The organism is Staphylococcus sp. ZWU0021 (assembly GCF_000798895.1).
GTDB lineage: Bacteria > Bacillota > Bacilli > Staphylococcales > Staphylococcaceae > Staphylococcus > Staphylococcus saprophyticus.
Window position 1 is genome coordinate 358 of record NZ_JTLN01000008.1, and the last position, 20,909, is coordinate 21,266.

The 20,909-nt window shown below is 31.6% G+C and carries 18 protein-coding genes, 3 pseudogenes and 1 riboswitch; of the genes and pseudogenes, 11 read left to right on the forward strand and 10 right to left on the reverse strand.

From position 1 onward, the window contains the following. Window positions 1–418 precede the first annotated feature (418 nt). From L987_RS14365 to L987_RS14035, 3 genes are all read left to right on the forward strand, one after another. Window positions 419–907, forward strand: coding sequence for an acyltransferase family protein (locus L987_RS14365; protein WP_422396500.1), 489 nt, complete (start codon window positions 419–421; stop codon window positions 905–907). 405 nt (window positions 908–1,312) lie between these two features. Then, entirely contained in the window at window positions 1,313–1,561 is a 249-nt protein-coding gene (locus L987_RS14030) for a TetR/AcrR family transcriptional regulator (protein ID WP_225310469.1), read from the forward strand. Window positions 1,562–1,612: 51 nt separating this feature from the next. Continuing rightward, on the forward strand, window positions 1,613–1,876 hold the full coding sequence (locus L987_RS14035) for a hypothetical protein (protein WP_231558565.1): 264 nt from the start codon (window positions 1,613–1,615) through the stop codon (window positions 1,874–1,876). A gap of 127 nt (window positions 1,877–2,003) precedes the next feature. Here L987_RS14035 and fadH read toward each other — a convergent pair whose 3' ends face one another. Next, window positions 2,004–2,768 (reverse strand): 2,4-dienoyl-CoA reductase, encoded by a 765-nt coding sequence (fadH, locus tag L987_RS03255; protein ID WP_047502923.1) that lies wholly within the window; start codon window positions 2,766–2,768, stop codon window positions 2,004–2,006. Between the two features lie 213 nt (window positions 2,769–2,981). Next, window positions 2,982–3,209, reverse strand: a complete 228-nt coding sequence (locus L987_RS03260; RefSeq protein WP_011302113.1) for a DUF3955 domain-containing protein — start codon at window positions 3,207–3,209, stop codon at window positions 2,982–2,984. A gap of 248 nt (window positions 3,210–3,457) precedes the next feature. Here L987_RS03260 and L987_RS03265 point away from each other — a divergent pair, with 248 nt between their 5' ends. Together L987_RS03265 and L987_RS13880 are read left to right on the forward strand one after the other, a co-directional pair. Further along, window positions 3,458–3,880 carry a helix-turn-helix domain-containing protein gene (locus L987_RS03265; RefSeq protein WP_269429205.1) on the forward strand — a complete coding sequence of 141 codons (423 nt, stop codon included), beginning with the start codon at window positions 3,458–3,460 and terminating at the stop codon, window positions 3,878–3,880. A 66-nt stretch (window positions 3,881–3,946) separates the two neighbouring features. Beyond that, a riboswitch (SAM riboswitch) is annotated at window positions 3,947–4,060 on the forward strand. Between the two features lie 70 nt (window positions 4,061–4,130). Beyond that, complete coding sequence (locus L987_RS13880; RefSeq protein ID WP_182580248.1) at window positions 4,131–4,304, forward strand: hypothetical protein; 174 nt, start codon at window positions 4,131–4,133, stop codon at window positions 4,302–4,304. Window positions 4,305–4,381: 77 nt separating this feature from the next. Here L987_RS13880 and gtfB read toward each other — a convergent pair whose 3' ends face one another. The 5 genes and pseudogenes from gtfB to L987_RS03290 form a co-directional block, all read right to left on the reverse strand. Further along, window positions 4,382–5,707: an accessory Sec system glycosylation chaperone GtfB gene (gene gtfB / locus L987_RS03270; RefSeq protein ID WP_047502925.1), complete on the reverse strand. Its 1,326-nt coding sequence runs from the start codon at window positions 5,705–5,707 to the stop codon at window positions 4,382–4,384. Next, window positions 5,700–7,206: pseudogene (gene gtfA, locus L987_RS03275) on the reverse strand (accessory Sec system glycosyltransferase GtfA). The gene gtfB and the pseudogene gtfA overlap by 8 nt, the downstream one beginning before the upstream one ends. A gap of 33 nt (window positions 7,207–7,239) precedes the next feature. Further along, window positions 7,240–7,428 carry a hypothetical protein gene (locus L987_RS03280; protein WP_047502927.1) on the reverse strand — a complete coding sequence of 63 codons (189 nt, stop codon included), beginning with the start codon at window positions 7,426–7,428 and terminating at the stop codon, window positions 7,240–7,242. Window positions 7,429–7,755: 327 nt separating this feature from the next. Further along, the gene (locus tag L987_RS03285; RefSeq protein WP_047502929.1) at window positions 7,756–9,258 is read right to left on the reverse strand and encodes a DUF6056 family protein; all 1,503 of its coding nucleotides are present in this window, start codon (window positions 9,256–9,258) and stop codon (window positions 7,756–7,758) included. Between the two features lies 1 nt (window position 9,259). Beyond that, window positions 9,260–10,207: a glycosyltransferase family 2 protein gene (locus L987_RS03290; protein ID WP_011302108.1), complete on the reverse strand. Its 948-nt coding sequence runs from the start codon at window positions 10,205–10,207 to the stop codon at window positions 9,260–9,262. Between the two features lie 167 nt (window positions 10,208–10,374). Between L987_RS03290 and L987_RS14285 the strand changes: the two are divergent. Together L987_RS14285 and L987_RS14290 are read left to right on the forward strand one after the other, a co-directional pair. Next, window positions 10,375–11,436 (forward strand): annotated as a pseudogene (locus L987_RS14285) (choice-of-anchor I family protein); the annotation flags it as partial. A gap of 507 nt (window positions 11,437–11,943) precedes the next feature. Continuing rightward, entirely contained in the window at window positions 11,944–12,129 is a 186-nt protein-coding gene (locus tag L987_RS14290) for an LPXTG cell wall anchor domain-containing protein (protein ID WP_053092667.1), read from the forward strand. A 222-nt stretch (window positions 12,130–12,351) separates the two neighbouring features. Here L987_RS14290 and L987_RS03300 read toward each other — a convergent pair whose 3' ends face one another. Together L987_RS03300 and melB are read right to left on the reverse strand one after the other, a co-directional pair. Next, window positions 12,352–15,330, reverse strand: a complete 2,979-nt coding sequence (locus L987_RS03300) for a glycoside hydrolase family 2 TIM barrel-domain containing protein (RefSeq protein ID WP_047502931.1) — start codon at window positions 15,328–15,330, stop codon at window positions 12,352–12,354. Between the two features lie 11 nt (window positions 15,331–15,341). Next, the gene (gene melB, locus L987_RS03305; protein ID WP_011302105.1) at window positions 15,342–16,730 is read right to left on the reverse strand and encodes a melibiose:sodium transporter MelB; all 1,389 of its coding nucleotides are present in this window, start codon (window positions 16,728–16,730) and stop codon (window positions 15,342–15,344) included. 183 nt (window positions 16,731–16,913) lie between these two features. Here melB and L987_RS03310 point away from each other — a divergent pair, with 183 nt between their 5' ends. Then, window positions 16,914–17,759 carry an AraC family transcriptional regulator gene (locus L987_RS03310; RefSeq protein ID WP_011302104.1) on the forward strand — a complete coding sequence of 282 codons (846 nt, stop codon included), beginning with the start codon at window positions 16,914–16,916 and terminating at the stop codon, window positions 17,757–17,759. Window positions 17,760–17,873: 114 nt separating this feature from the next. Here L987_RS03310 and L987_RS03315 read toward each other — a convergent pair whose 3' ends face one another. Continuing rightward, on the reverse strand, window positions 17,874–18,212 hold the full coding sequence (locus L987_RS03315; RefSeq protein ID WP_047502933.1) for a winged helix-turn-helix transcriptional regulator: 339 nt from the start codon (window positions 18,210–18,212) through the stop codon (window positions 17,874–17,876). A 120-nt stretch (window positions 18,213–18,332) separates the two neighbouring features. On the opposite strand from L987_RS03315, the gene L987_RS03320 reads away from it, so the two are divergent. The 3 genes and pseudogenes from L987_RS03320 (at window position 18,333) to L987_RS03330 (ending at window position 20,903) form a co-directional block, all read left to right on the forward strand. Beyond that, window positions 18,333–18,974 (forward strand): MBL fold metallo-hydrolase, encoded by a 642-nt coding sequence (locus L987_RS03320; RefSeq protein WP_443027612.1) that lies wholly within the window; start codon window positions 18,333–18,335, stop codon window positions 18,972–18,974. Between the two features lie 5 nt (window positions 18,975–18,979). Then, window positions 18,980–19,703, forward strand: a pseudogene (locus L987_RS03325) (nitrilase-related carbon-nitrogen hydrolase). A 90-nt stretch (window positions 19,704–19,793) separates the two neighbouring features. Continuing rightward, the gene (locus L987_RS03330; protein ID WP_158259446.1) at window positions 19,794–20,903 is read left to right on the forward strand and encodes a glycosyl hydrolase 2 galactose-binding domain-containing protein; all 1,110 of its coding nucleotides are present in this window, start codon (window positions 19,794–19,796) and stop codon (window positions 20,901–20,903) included. Window positions 20,904–20,909: the final 6 nt, after the last annotated feature.

Genomic DNA, 20,909 nt, shown 5'->3' on the forward strand with positions numbered 1-20,909 from the left:
TTGTTTTTTTCATTATTAATAATCCTCCCAGAAGATAATTTTTAGATTTTATTATTTTTAAGATTTAATGTTGAATTTCAATTACCTTAAATAGATAATTTACTTTTTCAACTGACTCACAAATAACACTATAACATCCATAAATAGCATGTAGGTTACAACGAAATTAAAATACCCCCTTACTTTTTTACATCCTAATGACACGCGCCATAGGATTTTATATACCATAAACACCCACTCAAAACTGTCATGAAAGTCATGAGTTACTTAATTCAGCCATAAAACCTTGTAATATTCATGTAATTTTTGCGACAACTATACATGTTTTTCAATGGTTAATAAAGAAATCTCGCCTTATAAAAATAAAAGATATGTTGTTATTACACCTCAACATATCTTTTATTAATTAACTACTATTATTTTACAAACGACATTTTTATATTTATTAAACCATTCCGAGACATTTGCACACACGTTCCATACCATTTATCCGTTAAGTGAAAATATATTCATTTTAGGTTGGCTATTTTTCTTCTTTCTTGGTGGATACATCGGAGCTAACTATGAAAAAACGATAAACTTCTTACATCAATATATATTTATCATTCTATCATTAGCTATCATTGCCTTTACCTATTTCGTACTATTTACAGAACACGATTTCTGGAATGTGACTAGCTTTACTTATGCACTTACTTCGTATCATACATTTATGTTTTTACTACTTCTTGGTATATGCATCCATTTTAAGACAATAATGTATGGATCTATCAATTTAATCAGCACTTTCTCGTTTTTCATTTATTTAATGCATCCACTTATTTTAGACGCTTTATATAGTTACACCTCCACTTTTGAAAATGCTACCATTATTTTTGTAGCAATTTCATTGCTCTTTATCATATGATTATGTGTAGGTGTTGGCATTTTGCTTCGTGAGTTTTACATTTTTAGATTTTTAATTGGTAAGCAGCCATATAGATTAAAAATTTATTTAAGTGAATAAATTTTGAACATATGATTAGTATGCTTCACACCTATCTAAATAATATTTCCTCATTAACCTGTCACATCCTAGCACTTTTTAATAAATCAAGACAGATTTAATCTCATTTATGTACTATTCAAAAATTAATTTGATACTTAAGAACGAATTAACCATACAAATTAATTCTCTGCAAATCACATCACACACTATATTAATACAATCGCTTTCATTTTATTAATGATTACTGTTATACTTGAAATAATTTATGTTTTGAATTAATTTTTATATGACAATATTTGATATAGATGGAGGCTCAAACCTAAATTGAAACTAGGGGTAAAAGAACAAATTATCGAAAATGCTATCTCCTTATTTTCTGAAAACGGCTATGAAGGAACTACACTAAACCAAATTGCGAGTAGCGTGGATATTAAAAAAGCAAGTTTATACTATCATTATGCAAACAAAGACGAAATTTATCGATCTTGTGTTAATTCATGTTTTAATTATTTTAGCTGCTTTATAAAAGCAGCACATGAGGATACACAATATTCAATTGAAAACTTACATTAATTTTTATTTGATTTTATTTTCAATATTGACGAAAAATATATCCGCCTTTATTTGCAACTTTCTTATGCACCATTTCAGTTCAAAGATGAATTTTTACAACACATCAAAAATATTCACCAAATCTTAGATACTAACATTGCAAATTACTATAATAGTATTGAAATTTCAGTGAATAAAGACGTATCCACTACAATGATTCTTATGTTTTTAGAAAGTTGGTATCTTAAATGTTGCTTCATTCATAGATATGGAACAATAGAAAAATTTAAGTCTTCCTTTGAATCTGAACTTACTTCGTTATTTAAAGCAATCTAAGTAAACTCATAAAATGAGATTGTCATGATTCCAATTCTAAAGCGATTAGACACCCTTTAGACATCAGTCAGTCTTCTCTCTACATACATTGCACACCGATTATCTTTATTAAAGTTTTTATAATACTTTAAAATGGATTTTGATTCAGCCATTGTCCACCATCCATTGTCATACATGCACCATTAATATAACTCGCATCCTCTGACATTAAGAATTTTGCCAAACCTGCGATTTCTTCAGGTTGACCCATCCTTCCAAGTGGGACACTATCCAGCGTTTGTTGTTTTGCTTCTTCTGATAAACTTAGCTTTCCCGATCCACCTGTATTATCGATTGGCCCTGGGGCAATTGCATTGACATTAATGCCATATTTAGAGCCCCATTCAACAGCCAGTGTTCGAGTCATTGATAACACGCCTGCTTTTGCACTTGCTGAATGTATCACACCTATACCAGCTCTCCATGCATAAGTCGCAACCATATTAATAATACGTCCACGCTGATCATTTTTAATCCATTCTTTTCCTACAGCTTGTGTACAGTGCCATGTCCCATTAAGGACAATATCAATGACAGAATGCCATCCATTATATGATAAATCTTCAGCTGCACATAGAAAGTTACCTGCTGCATTATTAACCAAACCATCTATTTTGCCAAACGTTTCAACCGTTTTATCCACTGTATATTGCACTCTTTCAGGATCTCGCACATCCATATCTATGCAAAGAATTTGTCCTTCATATTGTTCTATTTCTTCTTTTGCCGCTTCTAACCGTTCCAATGAGCGACCCGTTATAACCACTTTTGCACCCGCTTCAGCAAATTTTTGCGCCATTGCTTTGCCCATGCCACTACTTCCACCAGTCACCATCATCACTTTACCATTCATGTGCATTCTCCTTTTAAAAACGATTTATACTAAAGCGTCTAAATATTTTTAGTAAGCGCTTACAATTAGTATAACAAATATCGTGCAAATTTATAATAATTCATCTGTTTTGAATGTATTTACCATATAAAATCCCTACGTTTTGAACCATAAGCTCAAAAAATAGGCTGTAACATTAAACATGCCTCAGCCTATTTCCTATTTCAAACCACTCTATTTATGAATCTTATTTTCAAAATAGTGACATAAATAACCACCTATTGCAAAAAACATGAGTAAACCTCCAATAATGACAAATGAAAATCCAGATTCTACTAAATACCAAGGCTCTTTCAATATGCCATTTTCATTTACATAACTTGGAATTAAAAGAAAACTAATCCCTAACGATGCACCTAAAACAATACTTATAATACTTGCAAAAAATAACTTTTTATTCATAAACTTATTATGCCTCCTAAATTTTTAAATTTACTTGATGTCATCTATTATTGAATAAGCTTATTTTATTTAAAAGAAAGCATTGCTAGCATTTTAAAATATGCGCGCTAGGTGAACTTGCGGAGCATGTAAAGTATCACTAGCGTTCGCTTAACCACACTTTTTATAAACAAAATACGATTTAAAAGGAGCACATTTAACATATGAATTTTGGCACTCAAATTAAAATGATTCGAAAAGAAAATTAACTGACCCAAGAACAATTTGCCAATCAATTAAATATTTCACGACAAACTGTATCTGCATGGGAGAATAATCGTTACTTACCGGATATTGAAATGATAGTAGAAATTGCCAAAACCTTTAATTTATCTCTAGATGATTTAATCTTAGGTAATACTGTGGTAAAGGATAAATTAGTTAATGATACGAAGTTTGTGAAACGCATTCGCTTAAGTATATTAAGTATGATATTTATCTTAATTGCTATAGTATCCGCATTGCTTTTCACAAGTTTATCTTCACATGTCTCTCAAGATGGTGTGTTACAAGAACCCTGGTTTCTAGTTATTCTTGCATTTTTCTCATTATTAACTGGTTTAATCATTGGTATGGTCAATTTAGTATTAATATTCATCAATTACTATAAATACGCACGCCGAAGAAAATAGTGTATTGTATGACTTTGTTTGTCATTTTACATTCATTTGCTATAATGATGTTTAAATAAAATAGTTCTCTTATTAAGAGTGAGTGGAGGGACTTGGCCCTATGAAACTCCAGCAACAGCAGTCATATGCGATGTGCTAAATCCAACAACTCAGTATGACGATTGAGTTGAAAGATGGGAAGTTGTGTGGAAGCTCTTCTTATCTAAGAAGGGCTATTTTATTTATAAAAATTAAAAAGGCGGTTATTTTTATGAGATCTCTACACACACTATTTAAACAATTAGAAAAATGGGAAGAGTATCAACCTAAAAACATGGCGAGTAATATGAATAAAATGCAACATATTCAAGACATTAAAAAGCAAATTTGGAGACGTATTGATATAAATGATTATAAACAAGTGATACTAGAGAAAAATAAATAAAAAAATGGTTACCAATACCTTTATATCTCCTGGTATTGGTAACCTATTTAAAATTTTATGTTCTGTAATAAAATGAATTATTGCGCTAATGAACGGATAAATTCAGCTTTGCTGATTGAACCTGCTTGTTGCCATTGTTGTCTCAACCTTTGATCTAAATGAGATGGTTCAGCAACAATATCCCTCAATATACTACTTAATATCTCAAATTGTACTTCCTCAAAAAGATTGTTCTCTGGCGTAACATCCTTATTGTGAGATGTCTCGTTGTATCCTAAGATGACTAAATTGTAATCAAACGCCGCTCTTACAGCATCTAATATTTCATTACCTTTATTTATATCTAAATAAATATCACATGATTTATATAACGAAATAAATTTTTGCCTTTTGGCATTTGGGTATAAATTTACATTGTCATATTTATTGAGGCTTAATAACTTCATAGACATTTCTGTTAAAGCTGCAACATGAAACTCTAGATTTGGATGGGCTTGTACGATTTCTTCTAAATGCGGGATTTGGTCTGAATTTGTCAAAGTTAATACCTGATTAGAATGACGATTCTCTTTCACAAATCTATAAACATATCCTGATTGGAAGATACGATTTTTATATTGTTCATCGATGAGCTCTATTACTTTTTCATACGCTGAAGGACTAGGCAAAATAATTTTAAAATTTCGTTTTTCTTTTGCCAGTGCATTTTCCATATGTTTCATAATTTCAGGCGTAATATCTCCCTGCCAAAAAATAGAGTCGTTTCCAGATTCAGACAAACCATTTAATACGGCAGAAGAAATCGATAGTGAATTAATCATAAAGTTTTCAGACTCAAGCTGCGCAACTTCTAAGTAAAAATTGACAAACTGTATCTTTGAATGGAAGAAATAGGCTTTGTTTTTCCAAGTTAACATGATGTCATTAGTCACAAAATTTTCTACCATCATTACTTCATTATTATAGTTAAAATACCTTTTCAAAATGCTTTTTTGTGAGTTTGCGTCCAATACCACTTGTGCGTATCGCTTACCTACTTTATTGTAATAATCTATGTATTGCGTATGCCCGCGTTTATTTAACCATTCTACACGTTCAACAATTCTATGTTTATAATTTGCTTTATAAATAATTCTCGCTTTCACCTCATCCAAATTTTTGATAAAGGCAGTATTATTATTACCTTCTATCGTCCAAAATCTTGGAATCGGTACTTCATTAAAAAATAAAGGTTGTGAAGTTGTTTCAGGATTATTCGCGAAAAAAGCGTAAGGTGTTAATATATCATCTGGTAAAAATCCATTTTCTTCAATAACGATTGTTTTGCGTTGCTTACCAGCATGTTTAAAAGATTTATATAAGATAATGGCTTTTTTATCAAAAACATCAAATAAATTAATCATATAGCACCTCACTAATCAAATTGTTCCATTTTTTGTACGACAACCGGTTGGGTAAAGTTTTCAGCGATTTCATATGAAGCTTGATTAAATCGGCTTGTGTCATTATCGAAATAATTAACAATACCTTCAGCAAGGTGATCTATAATTTCAGATTCTTTATCCTCATTTAAATCAATCGGTATTAAATAACCATTTTTTTGATGCTTAATAAACGTTGGGTTACCATAGTTCACATCAAAACCAATCATACCTAAACCTGAACCGATAGCCTCCATTAATGTAAGACCGAAACCTTCGCTAGTTGAACCCGATAAGAAAAGTTCATAATCTTGATAAACTTGATTTAAATTAACATGTCCTTTTAATGTGATATAATCTTCAGCATGATTTTCTTGAATTAGTTTACTTAATAATTGTCTTTGGCCACCTTCGCCATAGATATCAAATGTTATTTCAGGAACAGATGCTTTCGCTTTCAATACGGCTTTTACTAACCAGTCGACATGTTTTTCAGTCGCTAGCCTTGAGGCTGTAATGATTGAGTAAGGTTTTCTACGATTTGGCTTCACTAACGCACTTAAACTACCTACAGGAATTGTATAAATTTTAGGCTTCCTATGATAATTTTTTTCAAATTGTTGTGCTAACAACTGATTTTGAATATCCGTTGCTGTAATAAAGAAATCAATCTCATGTGCATTCATAAACACATATTCGTAATGATTATTCCATAATATGTATGTATCATTTGTTGTCGATTCATTATAATGTTCAGCATGAATCACAACTCCTAAGCGTGCTGATCCTTTATTTTGCAAAACCGTTTGTCCAATATCTTTTGAGCGATCTACAATCAACATATCTTTATCTGTTAAATGCAATTTTTCTAAAAAATAAGCTATTAATGCTTGCTTACCGTACAGAATATTATCCTCAAAAACAAACATACTTTCCTCATCATTAACATATTCGTTATATGCAATGGATCCATCCTCATTATAAAAGGACCTCATATATAATTTGGCCGAATTATCCTCAGGTGCAAAGTACTCAGACAAAACGCGTACATAAGAGTAATAGTCTCTCCTAAGCAACTTGCCTCTAGAAATGTATTCCACTCTATCTACAACATCACTATCTTCATTTTTTAAATAACATACTAAATAATTACTATTGTGATTAAAATGGATTTTTCGAGTTTTACCTTGATCTTCAACTTTAGTGATTTCTGAATACAATGGTTTGATAATTTCATCTACAGTCACACTTGTAGGTGCTATTTTAATATCTGTAAAATACTGATACAGCCAGATGATTTCCTCATTTTTAAATCCTATATTTTCAGTCAATGTTTGAATGTTTTCATTCTTAATAAAATCTAAAAACACAAATTTTATCGTTTCATTACATTTTCTCAATAACTGCGCTCTATAACGTTGTGCATATTCCACACCACTACTCGCCCAGCCAATCCCAAAATTAATATTATAGATTGTCACCTATTTCACCTCTATATGCATTTGTCTATGACTCTATATAAATAACTTCACTAACCCCATTAGCATTAACAACACAATAATCAATTTACAAATAAATGTAAGCGTTAAAAATTGTTTCTTTTCTTTTTGGAATTCTTTATCAGCGTCATATGCGTTTAATTCCGCTTCAATTTCCTTATTCAATTGCTCAAGTTCATGATTTTCAATTTCTTTTTCACTCATATAAATACCTTCTTTTTATAATTTCTACAATCAAATTATAACTAATCCATTGTCCAATACATAAATAACTGTCTCTCTATCTAATCATCTAAAACGTAGATGATTAGCCCCAAATTTGAAGTAACACGTCCAAATGCGATTGTGTCAACACTACTGCTACATGCACTTGTTGCTCAGTTAAACCACATAAATCCCAAGTACTACTGCTACATGCCTCTTATTTCAAGTATACCTTTAATTAACCATCTTTGGCGACGTATTGCAAACTTATTTTCAGAAAAATCGGATAAAAGCTTTTTATTTTGTTTGTTGTACTTAAAAACAATATTATTTTGATTGTTTTTGGTTACTAATACTGCCATAGGGCACATACTTCACTTTCGTATCTTTTGGTAAGCCTTCATATTCATTAAATAACGTTTGATACTTAGCACTTGTTGGTGTGGCATGATGTAAATAATGTTCAAAAGGTAATTTTTCCATACTATAAATTCTTTGCTTAGAATCTGCATGAACGGCTTCTTTTAGCTGACTAATTCTTGCTTCATTTGCAGCGTGAATATTGTAGAATACCCCTAAATACATCACTGCACAAAGGATAGCTAATCCAGTAATCCACTTTTCTGATTTCCTGTTAAACACTTCCAGTTGCGCAAGTAAAATTAATAATATGACAACATAAATTGCATATACTGTGTAAAAATTACGTGGACCTATGGGTGATACGATGATTAAAGGACCACACACAAGTATGATTGACGCGATTAATAAGTAAAGCGTATATCGAACTTCCTTTTGAGATATGACCGTATGGATAGCCAAGATCAATGCACACAAAAAGATAAAACATACCATAGTATTTAAAATATTAGTAAGTGTAATCATGTGAAAATGGTGTAATTCAAATTGTTTAAAAATAAAAAAATAATATATCGGTAATAGCGTTAAGCCACATACGATGAACCAATATCTACTTGTATATGTTTTCGTCATTTGTCGTGTTTTATACAACATAACAAGTAAGATACCAACGATTATCGTAATAATCACAATTTGATTAAAGAAAATCCAATCCGGCAATATGGTTGTTACCGTTTTATAAACTTTATCAACGATACCCGTATCACTAGAGACCTGTTGATAATCGCTACCTTCAAAAAATATTTTGCGATAGTTCGGATTCAAAAACATAATGATTGTCCCTAAAGCAGAAATGAACCATCCTACAACAAATTTAGGATACGCTTTTTTATAGAAATATATATGTAATACAAGTGCGATTGCTATGATTAATGTATTAAATAATGTTGCATTTTCAATGAAAAATTGACCACCAAAACACACGCAATAAAAAATGATATTCGTACTTGGTTTATGACTGTTCCGGTAAAATAGTACCGTTACAATAAACCATAGAATAAATAATACACACAGCGTTGCTGGTACATAATTATAAAATCCTGCAAACCAGCCATACGTTTGTTTATAGATTTCATTTGGCATTGTCACCATTAAAATAAATGCCGCTAAACAAATGATAGAAGTCTGTTTATGTTTAACAAATTGACTGATGACCCATATGATCAACATGCTAAATACGGCATACGCCAACCACCTAAACCAGTCAAATCGAACTGCTACAATTTCAAACAAATTACCAAGATAACGGCCGTTTAAATTAGCAAAATGTTCTTGCAACATTTGAATACCATATTGACTATACCAGTCCCAGTCATCATGGGTTAATGGCGTAAAAATAGCCATTAGTATATAAAAAATAAATAATCCTGTAAGTATTAGATGGATTTTATTTATATGTAAAGCTCTCATTTCAGTCCACCTCGCAATCACTTAAATTGGTTTGGCGTATGATATAGAGCGGTCGTTGTTTTACTTCATAATAAATTCTGCCTATGTATTCTCCAATGACCCCTAATGATGTTAACTGAACACCACCTAGAAATAATACTGCGACAATCGTTGTGAAATAACCTGGCGTCGAAACACCATAACTGACTGTATAAATAAAATTAAATAATATATAAAGGAAACTCATCGCGCACACAAATAAACCAAAGTATAAAATGGCACGTAACGGTTTATTATTAAATGAAATGAGACCATCTATGCCATAATTCAATAAAGAACTAAACGTCCACTTAGACTCACCATCGGCACGCACAACATTTTCATATTCAATCACTTTAGGTTCAAATCCAATCCAAGCAAATAAACCTTTAGAAAATCTATTGTATTCTCCTAAGTTCACTACTTCTCTGATCGCACGTTGGCTCAATAATCTAAAATCCCCTACGCCGTCTTCTAAATCCACATCTACAATTTTATTAATTACTGCATAATATAATTGAGATACAGTCTTGCGAATGACGTGTTCACCTGTTCTATCTCTTTTTGCCACAACCTGGTCTTCACCATCTCTATAATGAGCAATCATCTGTGGAATAAGGGTTGGCGGGTGCTGCAAGTCACCATCTAATATAACTAATGCTTCCGCTTCAGTACTCGCACATAATCCAGCATACATTGCAGATTCTTTTCCGAAATTTCTTGAAAATGATATGAACTTTACCGCATGATCTCGCTGTGCTAATGCTTTAATAATGGCTAGTGTGCGATCCTTACTTCCATCATCTATAAAAAGCAATTCATATTTATAATTGTTGCTGATACTATCTCGTTGCATAATTTCAGTTAATTTGGCATATGTTTGTTCTAGCACTGATGCCTCATTAAAACATGGAATTAAAATTCTAATCATAAAATACAGTGCTCCTCTTTCGATTTTAATTATATAAATATTAATATATTTCATATTATACAATATTAAAAGTAGAATGTAGTATTTATTTTTTCATCACTCGGTAATTAATTAAATTTTAATTCTAATGATTCTTTTTATTTTCACATTTAAACAAAAAGAATCCAGAAGGTTCTGTGTCAATTATTGATACGTCCGGTTCACCATCTAAATTAAATCAAACAAATGTAAACACCGTTCCCCTCACACAGGCACATATGAACGACTCTATTCGCGAATTAGGTCCTGATAAATCAACAGCTTACCTAAATTTAGAACCTGAGTACATCGTTCCTGATGAACATGGGAAATACGCTTATGTCACAATTCAAGAATCTAGTGCTATAGCGAAACTAGATATTGAAAAAGGTGAATTCGTAAAAGTACAAGGTTTGCCTTATAAAGATCATTCTTTACCAGAAAATGCTATGGACCCTTCAGACAAAGATGGTAAAAAAGCATTACGCCCTGTCCCTGTGCTCGGCATGTTACAACCAGATGGTATTACCGCATATGAATATAATGGCGAAACATACTTATTAATTGCTAATGAAGGTGATGCACAAGACTATGATGGCTATAGTGAAGAAGTCCGTGTCAAAGATATTAAAGACGATATCAAACTAGATGCTAAATACTATGAAGGCTATACACAAGCAGAACTAGATAAACTTGTAGCCAATGGATTATTTGATGATGATCAATTAGGTAGATTAAAAGTGACAACTTCTCATAAATTTAGAGATAAAAATGGAAAATATAATGCACTCGTATCGTTTAGCGGTCGCTCATTTTCTATATTAAAAGGCTCTGATTTATCTATGGTTTACGATAACGGTAGCGACATCGAACAACGCATAAAAGATATTTTACCAGGGCGCTTTAATGCTAATTACGAAGACTTTAATGATATAGAAGTAGACGGAAGAAGTGATGACAAAGGTCCTGAGGTTGAATCCATCGAAGTTGGAACCATCGGCAATCAAACGTACGCCTTTGTTGGCTTAGAACGCGTAGGCGGTGTGATGATTTATAACATTACAAACCCAACTACACCTCAATTCACACAATACTTATACGATGAAGAAAATAAAGATATCTCTCCCGAGGGCATTACATTTGTATCATTAGAAGACAGCCCTACTGGTAAACCCATGTTAATGGTGTCATTCGAGTTATCAGGAACAACATCTACATTTGAATTAAATGAAATTGATGAAACTTTTGACCAAACACACCCGGACGGACAAAATGATACTGATAATGCACAACAATCTAATAACAGTGATGAACATGATGATACAGATGAAACGAAAGGTGAATATAATACCGATGTTGAAACACAAGATGATGAGGAGGATACTGTAGCGACACAAGATAATGATAGTGTAACTTCAGTAACAAATATAGAAGATAATGTGATTGAAAACATTGGCAAAAGTCCTGCTATCAATCAAACTACAGACATTGATAATTCGGATAATCTAAATTCAGAAAATATAGTAGCAGTCCATCATGGACCAACGCATTTAAATAATAATGCGACATTAAACATTTCTAAAATTTCTAGATCATTTGTAAACGAAGCATCTAATCATACATTGAAAATGAGTGATGCGAATACACGACTAAACCATAATCAATATCAGCTAGCTACAAAAAAAACTAACCAAATAAATCATCAAAAGATTATAAATATGAATAGTCCTATCGCAACAAATACTGAAATAGAACATCCCGAAGCTAAAAATGAAGGCAACCATTCAATTAATAAACAACAACTCCCTAACACAGGTCAAAGTCAAAACCATGCCCCACTTTGGTCATCTTTAATTTTAGGTGTTGCTTTACTACTAATTGGTAGAAAACAAAAATCAAAATAATCATATAGCAATAAGTTATTTTAAATAATTTAAATATCTTTTATCCGCTTCAATAACGTAATAATTTATAAAAGTTGTACTTGTCCTTTCAGTTTATTCATATACTATCCATATCATTAACTAAGCCGAGGCATTTAATCATGTCTCGGCCTAGCTAAAATCCATAAATAATTAGTTCTAATCTATCAGGATTAGAACTTTTTATAAATTTGAATTTTTATTCTAATAAATATTCAAATCAAAATTGAACGTTATCTTTTTATTGTTTAATCGATATTCCTCATTTAATTCAGGACCACAACTATTTGAACCTATACCGCTTTGTGCATAATCGACATATAAATATGTGTTATTTTCTATTTCCAATTCATCCACATGTTTTGCCTCTGTTAATTGATTTAAAGAATAATGTGATGCGTTAAAGCTGAATGTATCTTCACTAGTGATAGTAAGCGTATGCTCATTGTTGGTAATATTCATAATTGTTGTTTGATTATGACTACCAGCTTCTTGAGGTTTAATATGCACATCACCATTATTTGTCACCGTTGTTTCAAACATGTCTAAGTATGTTGCTATCCCTTTATCTTGATAGCTACTCATTGGACCATTTCCATAGTAATTTATTTGTTCATATGTTGAAGGTAAAGTTATTAGTAAACCAAATCTTGGTAAAAATGGTGCGTTGTTATCTTTTTCTAAGTTATAATCTACATTTACTTTTCCATCTTGATAAACCGTCCAAGTAAGTGATCCTTTCAAAACTGGCGGCACGGCTTCTGACTCTATATTAATTTCAAAAACGAGACTGATATTAGACTCATCTTCAATTATTTTATAATTTGTCACAAGTGTTTGAATGTTATTATAACCAGAATATAACCACTCTTTTTTAATATATGCATCATTATCTATCGGGGCACGCCAAATTTTAGTTTCGGTATTGTTATTGAAAATGATTTCATTATTGTGAAGCACTGATTTTAAGCATCCTTGTTTCTTGTCAAAACTATATGCATATTTGTTGCCTACCGAAATATTAATCGAATGTTCCATATCTTTGCATTGAAACTCCATTTTTTCTTCATTGAGATATGGTAATGCTCGACGTTGATAAATAATTTGATCATGTCCAACCTCAAAATACTTATCTCTATAGCTTTCTTCTTCTTTTAATTTATAACGAAGCATCAAACTACTTATATTATCAAGCGTTACATAATCTCTTAAATCAAAAGTTTGGCTTATATGAGGCGCGAAAGCAGTTAATGGAATATTAAACACCTTTCTCTCACCATCTAAATAAATAGCTTCTCCCTCAACAATTAAACTATCCTCCGCATTTGTAAAATCAAATTGATTCTTCAATGTAAACCGATAATCCTCTTCGTTAACCAATCTCAAAGGTCTATGTTCATGTTTAAACTCATAATAACCTTCATGTGGAATTCGATCTGGCGAAACAATACCATCAACACAAAAATTACCGTCATGTAAGGCCTCACCAAAATCTCCACCATATCTAAAAATTGGTTTACCTTCCTTTATCCCAACCTGAATGCTATGATCACACCATTCCCAAACAAAACCGCCAATAAAACTATCATATTTTTCAATTAATGTTTGATATGCATTAAGATCTCCTGGTGAATTTCCCATTGCATGTGCGTATTCACATAATATAAACGGTTTATCTAATTTGGGATTTTCTAGATATGTTTCTAAAATTTCTTCTGGAGAAGCATACATTCTACTTATCATATCAACATTGGACATATCATAATTTTTTTCTTTATCTCGATACAATGCACCTTCATAATGTAATGGTCTTGTCGTGTCTAATTGCTTTGCCCGTTCCAATCCTTTAACCATATTGATGCCAAATCCAGATTCATTACCTATTGACCAAGAAACAATAGAACTATAGTTTTTTAATGGCTTGATAGAGGCTTCTATTCTTTCAATAATAGATGTTTCAAATTTTGGATTATCAGCAATAATATTAAAGTGTTCTGTATTTTCTTCTCCATATAACCTTACTACACCATGAGTTTCTAAATCTGCCTCACTCATTACATAGAAACCATATTGGTCAGTCATTTCATAAAATAATGGTGCCTTCGGATAATGCGCAGTACGAATCGCATTAAAATTGCCTTGTTTCATTAATTTTAAATCTTTTTCAAAATCTTTTTCATACATGACAAAACCATTTTGAGGATGGCTATCATGGTAATTTACTCCCCGTATTTTAATTGATTTTCCATTAATATAGAATTGATTATCTTGTATTTTAACTTCTCTTATTCCAATTTTCTGAGTGATTACTTCGTTTTCTGTTTCAATAATTATCTTATAAAGTACTGGATTCTCAGATGACCATAATTGTGGATTATCTATTACAAATTGATGATGCTTTGAAACAATTGCGCGATCTATTTCTAGCCCTTTAGGATTATATAAAACCAAGTTAATATTCCCTAAATGATGCTTTCCTTGTAAAGTGAAATTTATTTTTCCATTATTAGATTCATGGTTTATTGTTGTCTCAATTTTAAAGTCGTCCACGCGCGATTTAGATCTTTTTAATATATATACATCTCTAAAAATACCTGAATGACGAAACATGTCTTGATTTTCAAAATATGTTCCATCAGAGTACTTAAGTACAATGACTTCAATTGAATTTCTTCCTTTTTGAACATATGGTGTAATATCAAACTCTGAAATTGAATGTGCAATTTGACTATATCCTACAAACTGTTCATTGATCCAGATATAGAATGCACTATCGACACCTTCAAAGTTCAAATGATAATCGCTTTGTTCATTATAGTCATTTATTTCAAATGAACGTTTATATCGACCACATGGATTTTCTCTAGGCACGTATGGTGGATTAAACGGTATAGGGTATTGTGTATTTAAATACTGAATCTGATCAAACCCATACAAATTCCATACAGATGGTACTGTTAAATATTGCTCTTTGCTATTAATATCTTCATTTGTATAGTCTTCCAATGAATTAAAAAATTCAAATTGCCATTTACCATTAAGTAATGTGATATTTTGAGTTTCATATCTCGTTTTGAAATCATAATCTTTTTCTCCAAGCTGATATGGTATATAAAAAGCTCTTCTAGACAACAAATTCACATTTTGTTTTTCTAAATCTTCATGAAATTTTTCTTTAAACATATGACATCCCCCTATTTAATTCTTTCTCTATGTTCTCGTTGACGTTTAAATTGCAAAGTCTTTTCAATATCCGTTAAAAAATCTCCTTTCAAATTAAAGGCTTTGTGATATAAAAATGCAGTTAAACAAACGAATAACAGTGGTGCTATGATAATCATGATTCTTAAGCCATTAATTGTAACGAGTGATTGTGACTCATTTGGCGTGTATCCCAGAATTGATAATCCGACACCAACTATTAATGCTGCAACAGCTTGTGAAGCCTTAGTTAAGAAAGTGTTCGTTGACGTGATGATACTCTCGTTGCGTTGTCCAAATTTAACTTCACCATAATCAATAACATCAGCTAATGAAACTGTTGTAATACCTATCATGAAGCCAGAACCAATTCTCAAAATGCCCGCACCTAAAATAATTAAAAGTGTACTTTTCGGAGCGATAAATCCAGCTATTAAAATAATCAATAATCCTAAAATAATAAATGAAACAGCCGTATTAAACGCTTTTGTTCTACCTACCCATTTGATAAATCTAGGAAGTAATAATAAACCAACCATTTCACATAAAATCATCGAATTAAAAATTGAAAATAAATGTTCTGCATTTACCACATATTTAAAATAGTAAATAATAGAACCATTTAAAGTTTGTAAACATAAATTAAAAGTTAGTAATACCCCCATAATTGCCAATAACTCTTTGTTTTTAAATAAAATACGTCCAATATCTTTAAAATTAACTTTAATACCAATTTGTTGTTCTAATTCCTTATCTTCAGGCACTTTAAAAACAGTAACACCAATTGTAATTATAAATACTGCACTACAAATGATTGCAAATATGAATATCCCTACTGAATCACTGCCATTACCAAAAACGTCTCCTAATTGATGAATAAAATACAGTCCAAATGTACCTACTGTGAATGCTGCTAAACTCGCAAAAAATCTTGGAATTACTGACACTTCTTCACGTTCTCTAGGATTATGTGTTAAATTCGGCAACCAAGACCAATAAGGAATATCCATCATTGTGTAAGTCATTCCCCAGGAAATATATAAAATTGATATGTAAACATACATTGCTGTCTGTGGTAAATCAAAGTTAGTAAATAGTAATATGGTGACAATTGCATTCGCTAACGTTCCTATAGACAACCAGGTTTTGAATTTCCCGAAATTATTTCTAGTGTTATCAACTATCATCCCCATAATTGGATCATTTATGGCATCCCATATACGAGCAACAAATAGCATAACACCAACAAATGCGGGTGATAAACCTACAATATCTGTGATATAAAACATTAAAAAGACACCGACGATATTAAATATGGCATCTTTACCAATTGCTCCAAATCCAAATGCAAACTTCTGCTTTCCTGTTAAATGTCTGTCCATTTTTCCACCTCTAAATCCTTTTTAAGTAAAGCGCTTTCATGTTTGTTGTTTTTATTTTATCAATACAGATATAGAGGGATAAATAGCATAATGGTGATGATATATGGCAAAATGTTTCATTTCATATTACTATGTATTTATATAAATACAAATTAAAATCATTTTTTAATTAAGAGGGATATTATGCAAGTACTATGGAAAAAGTTTCAAAAGAAATTGATAGATGCCAACTTGGCAGAATGCGGTATTGAAGTTGGTGTGCCGAATGTTGGCTATAGCTATAACGTTTTTCAACAAGCCGTATTACATATCGTCACACAAGGTGAAGGTATTTTTACATATAATAATGAAACTCATCATCTGAAAGCGGGAGATATGTTTTTACTAGAACGAGGTATGGAAGTTGAATATAAACCTTCTTTCTCAAACCCTTGGACTTATTATTGGGTGGGAATTAATGGCAAACAAATTCTTACATATTTATCTCGCTCTAGTATCGTCGATACGCACGTTCTTATTAATAAAAACACTAAAGATATTCAATCTATTATTAAAAAAATTTGTAACCTATCTCAAACGATTCAATCTAATAATTCTCATGACATACTGATTATGCAACATATATATCAACTGGTTTATGCCTTGCAAGACAAGTTTCCAAAACACTTTTCTGTTCAAGTTGATATTGTAAATGAAGACATTCAATATGCTGTCGAATATATAAATTCTAATTACCAAAAAGATATTACAATTGTTGATGTTGCAAAATCAGTCAATATCTCAAGAAGTCATTTATTCAAATTATTTAAAAGAAATTTAAACTGTTCGCCTAAGGAATACTTAACTTATATTAGGATGTATCATGCTTCTCAACTTTTAATTAATACCAATTTATTGATAAATGAAATATCTAGCAAAATAGGTTATAAAGACCCACTGCTATTCTCTAAAAATTTCACAAAACATTTTGAAATAAGTGCTTCTGAATATCGTACATGTTTTTCAGTACACCAAACAAATACAGACTAACACATAAAAAATACTCCTCTCAAAATAGACATTAAAAAATGAAAACTTTGAGAGGAGCATTTTTAATTCAGATAGCTTGCCTTTTTATTAAACTTCCACAATAACACGACATAGTTAATTCATTTTAAGCACTTGCGCCAATTCATTTATCAATGGGTAGACGGATTTTCCTCGTTGAGTTAAGGAATAACGAACTTTTTTAGGATAATCATTCGTTTCTTCTCTTTTTACAATTTGCAAAGCAATCAAATCATTTAATTGTTCTGTCAAAATCTTTCTACTTATACCTAAAACTTCACGATGTAATGCATTATAAAAGTAAGCTTCATCATAAAGCGTATTGATAATAATACCTTTCCATTTTCCACCTAATGACATCAATGTTTCTTCTATCGGACATCCTCGTTGAATTACAAGATTACAGCTACCATAGTCCATGCTATTTTTTAACATATGAACCTCCTCATTAACGTGAGTTACTTATTTGTGCCTTCTTATGACATTGTCGCTTATCCTCTACCATTTAGTTATAACAAATAATAGAAAGAAGCGATAATAATGAAACTCATTCAAATGTCAGACCATATTTATAAATTAAATATACAGACAACAGTTGGTATTCCGATACAAATCAACACTTGGTTTATTGTGAATGATAACGACGTTTATATCATAGACACAGGTATGGATGATTATGCTGAGCTACAAATCACGATTGCTAAATCGCTCGGTAATCCTAAAGGCATTTTTTTAACGCATGGACATCTAGATCATATCAATGGCGCAAAACGTATTTCTGAAGCTTTGAAAACACCTATCTTTACACATAAATATGAACTCCCTTATATCAATGGTGAGCTGCCTTATCCAAATAAAACGCATACCGAAAATACAGGTGTTCAATACATTGTTAAACCTCTAGAAACTAATACAAATCTGCCCTTCAATTATTACTTAACTCCTGGTCATGCACCAGGTCATGTCATCTATTTTCATAATCAAGATAAAATTTTAATATGCGGAGATTTATTTATTTCAGATGCGCAACATCTGCATATTCCTATCAAAAAATTCACTTATAACATGACTGAAAATATCAAAAGCGGTCAAATCATAGATAATCTTTGTCCCAGATTAATTACAACTTCACATGGCGATGATCTATATTATTCAGATGACATTTATTCAATTTATAAATTTAAGTACGAGGAGTAAGCAATATGAAATTACAAATTTATCAATTTGAAGTTGCAGAAGCGAATTTCAAACAAAACAAAGCAAAGATCTCTTCATTAATAGAAACGCATTACACAAATGCTGATATCATTGTGCTACCTGAAATGTGGAATAATGGTTATGCCTTAAATCAGTTAAAAGATAAAGCGGACATAGATTTACAACAATCTCTACCATTTATACAACAACTTGCACAACAGTATACAACACATATAGTAGCAGGATCTGTAGCTAATATGAGAACTAACGCCATCTATAATACTGCTTTTGCAGTTTCAAAAGATAAAACATTATTAAATGTTACGGATAAAATTCACTTGGTACCTATGCTAGATGAACCTTTTTACTTATCGCCAGGATTAAACCAACCTAACAATTTTTCTATTAATGGCATTCAAGCATCACAAATAATATGCTACGACCTGAGATATCCTGAAGTAGCAAGAGCTTCTATTAAGAATGATGCAAATTTTATTACAAGCACGTGCCATTGAAAATAATTGTTTTGTCATTGCATGCAATAGCGTGGGTAATGTAAATCATCAACATCACAAGGGGAATAGTTATGCTGGCCATTCTATGGTTGTTAACCCTAACGGAGAAATTCTTGTTGAAGCTGGTCATTCAGAAATGGTTTTTGAAATAGACATTCAAACGAACGCCGTTACTAAACAAAGAAAAGCAATACCTGTCTTGGAAGATATTTAATACCAATACATTTTTAGATTTTACGCCACTTTATTTTTTATTATGAATTATAAAAGTGCTAAACTTTTATATATCAAGATATTTAAGGAGATGGACACAGTGAATGTAATTGACTTAAATGGTACTTGGACATTAAATAATCTCACAAACACAACACGTTTCCACGATATGCCTGTCACAATACCTGGTAGTATCGTAACCGGAGCACTTGAAAATAATTTAATCAATCACCCCTATTATGGAAATAACGAAGACGCAATTCAATATTTATTTAATGATCATTACAGTTTTTCTAGGACGTTTACTTTAGAAACCGAGGTATTAATGAGTGAGCAAATTCTATTAAATTGTGAAGGTCTCGATACGTTAGCAACGATTTTCATCAACCATACCAACGTATTAGAAACGGATAATATGTTTCGTCGTTATAAATTTGATATTAAGCCTTATGTCGAACTTGGTGAAAACATTATAGAAATCCAATTTTACTCTCCAGTACAGTATTTAAAAGAAATAAAACTGCAAGGTGAAAATGGCTTAGCTTACTTAAGAAAAGCTCAATGCATGTTTGGCTGGGACTGGGGCATTAAATTGCCTGATTTCGGTATATGGAAATCGATTGCGATTGAATACGGCGATTACATGAACATACCACCTTTTCTATTTACTCAGACACACCATACACAAACAGTTGAATTAAATGTACGTTCAAAAAAAGCTATTGACGAAGCCACATCTTTAACATGCACATTGTACGATCCCAACAATCAGGCTATCGAATCTATTACGATTAACAATAGTCATACATTCAAGCACACTTTCATAATTGAAAATCCACAGTTATGGTGGCCAATAGGTTACGGTGAGCAACCGTTATATACTGTGGACGTTGAACTATATACAGGTAACCAATCCATAGATCACACAAGCTATTCGATTGGCCTAAGAACGGTCAAATTAAATCGAGACAATGATGGAGACGCCTCTAAATTCGAATTTATAATTAACGACACGCCTGTGTTTATTAAAGGTACGAACATGATTATTGAAGATGCCATTTTAACGCAATCACGTCGCTATAGTTTAACAGCCCAAATTAAAGATTGTGTGCGTGCAAATATCAATTGTATTCGTGTATGGGAGGCGCCTACTACCCGTCAGACCTTTTCTTTGATTTGTGCGATCAATACGGTATTTTAGTTATCC

Bases quoted from the DNA above. Each gene is read 5' to 3' on its own strand.
- fadH (WP_047502923.1), bottom strand. From the start codon at position 2,768: ATGAATGGTAAAGTGATGATGGTGACTGGTGGAAGTAGTGGCATGGGC.
- L987_RS03260 (WP_011302113.1), bottom strand. From the start codon at position 3,209: ATGAATAAAAAGTTATTTTTTGCAAGTATTATAAGTATTGTTTTAGGT.
- L987_RS13880 (WP_182580248.1), top strand. From the start codon at position 4,131: ATGAGATCTCTACACACACTATTTAAACAATTAGAAAAATGGGAAGAG.
- gtfB (WP_047502925.1), bottom strand. From the start codon at position 5,707: ATGATTAATTTATTTGATGTTTTTGATAAAAAAGCCATTATCTTATAT.
- L987_RS03280 (WP_047502927.1), bottom strand. From the start codon at position 7,428: ATGAGTGAAAAAGAAATTGAAAATCATGAACTTGAGCAATTGAATAAG.
- L987_RS03285 (WP_047502929.1), bottom strand. From the start codon at position 9,258: ATGAGAGCTTTACATATAAATAAAATCCATCTAATACTTACAGGATTA.
- L987_RS03290 (WP_011302108.1), bottom strand. From the start codon at position 10,207: ATGATTAGAATTTTAATTCCATGTTTTAATGAGGCATCAGTGCTAGAA.
- L987_RS14290 (WP_053092667.1), top strand. From the start codon at position 11,944: ATGAATAGTCCTATCGCAACAAATACTGAAATAGAACATCCCGAAGCT.
- L987_RS03300 (WP_047502931.1), bottom strand. From the start codon at position 15,330: ATGTTTAAAGAAAAATTTCATGAAGATTTAGAAAAACAAAATGTGAAT.
- melB (WP_011302105.1), bottom strand. From the start codon at position 16,730: ATGGACAGACATTTAACAGGAAAGCAGAAGTTTGCATTTGGATTTGGA.
- L987_RS03310 (WP_011302104.1), top strand. From the start codon at position 16,914: ATGCAAGTACTATGGAAAAAGTTTCAAAAGAAATTGATAGATGCCAAC.
- L987_RS03315 (WP_047502933.1), bottom strand. From the start codon at position 18,212: ATGTTAAAAAATAGCATGGACTATGGTAGCTGTAATCTTGTAATTCAA.
- L987_RS03320 (WP_443027612.1), top strand. From the start codon at position 18,333: ATGTCAGACCATATTTATAAATTAAATATACAGACAACAGTTGGTATT.
- L987_RS03330 (WP_158259446.1), top strand. From the start codon at position 19,794: ATGGACACAGTGAATGTAATTGACTTAAATGGTACTTGGACATTAAAT.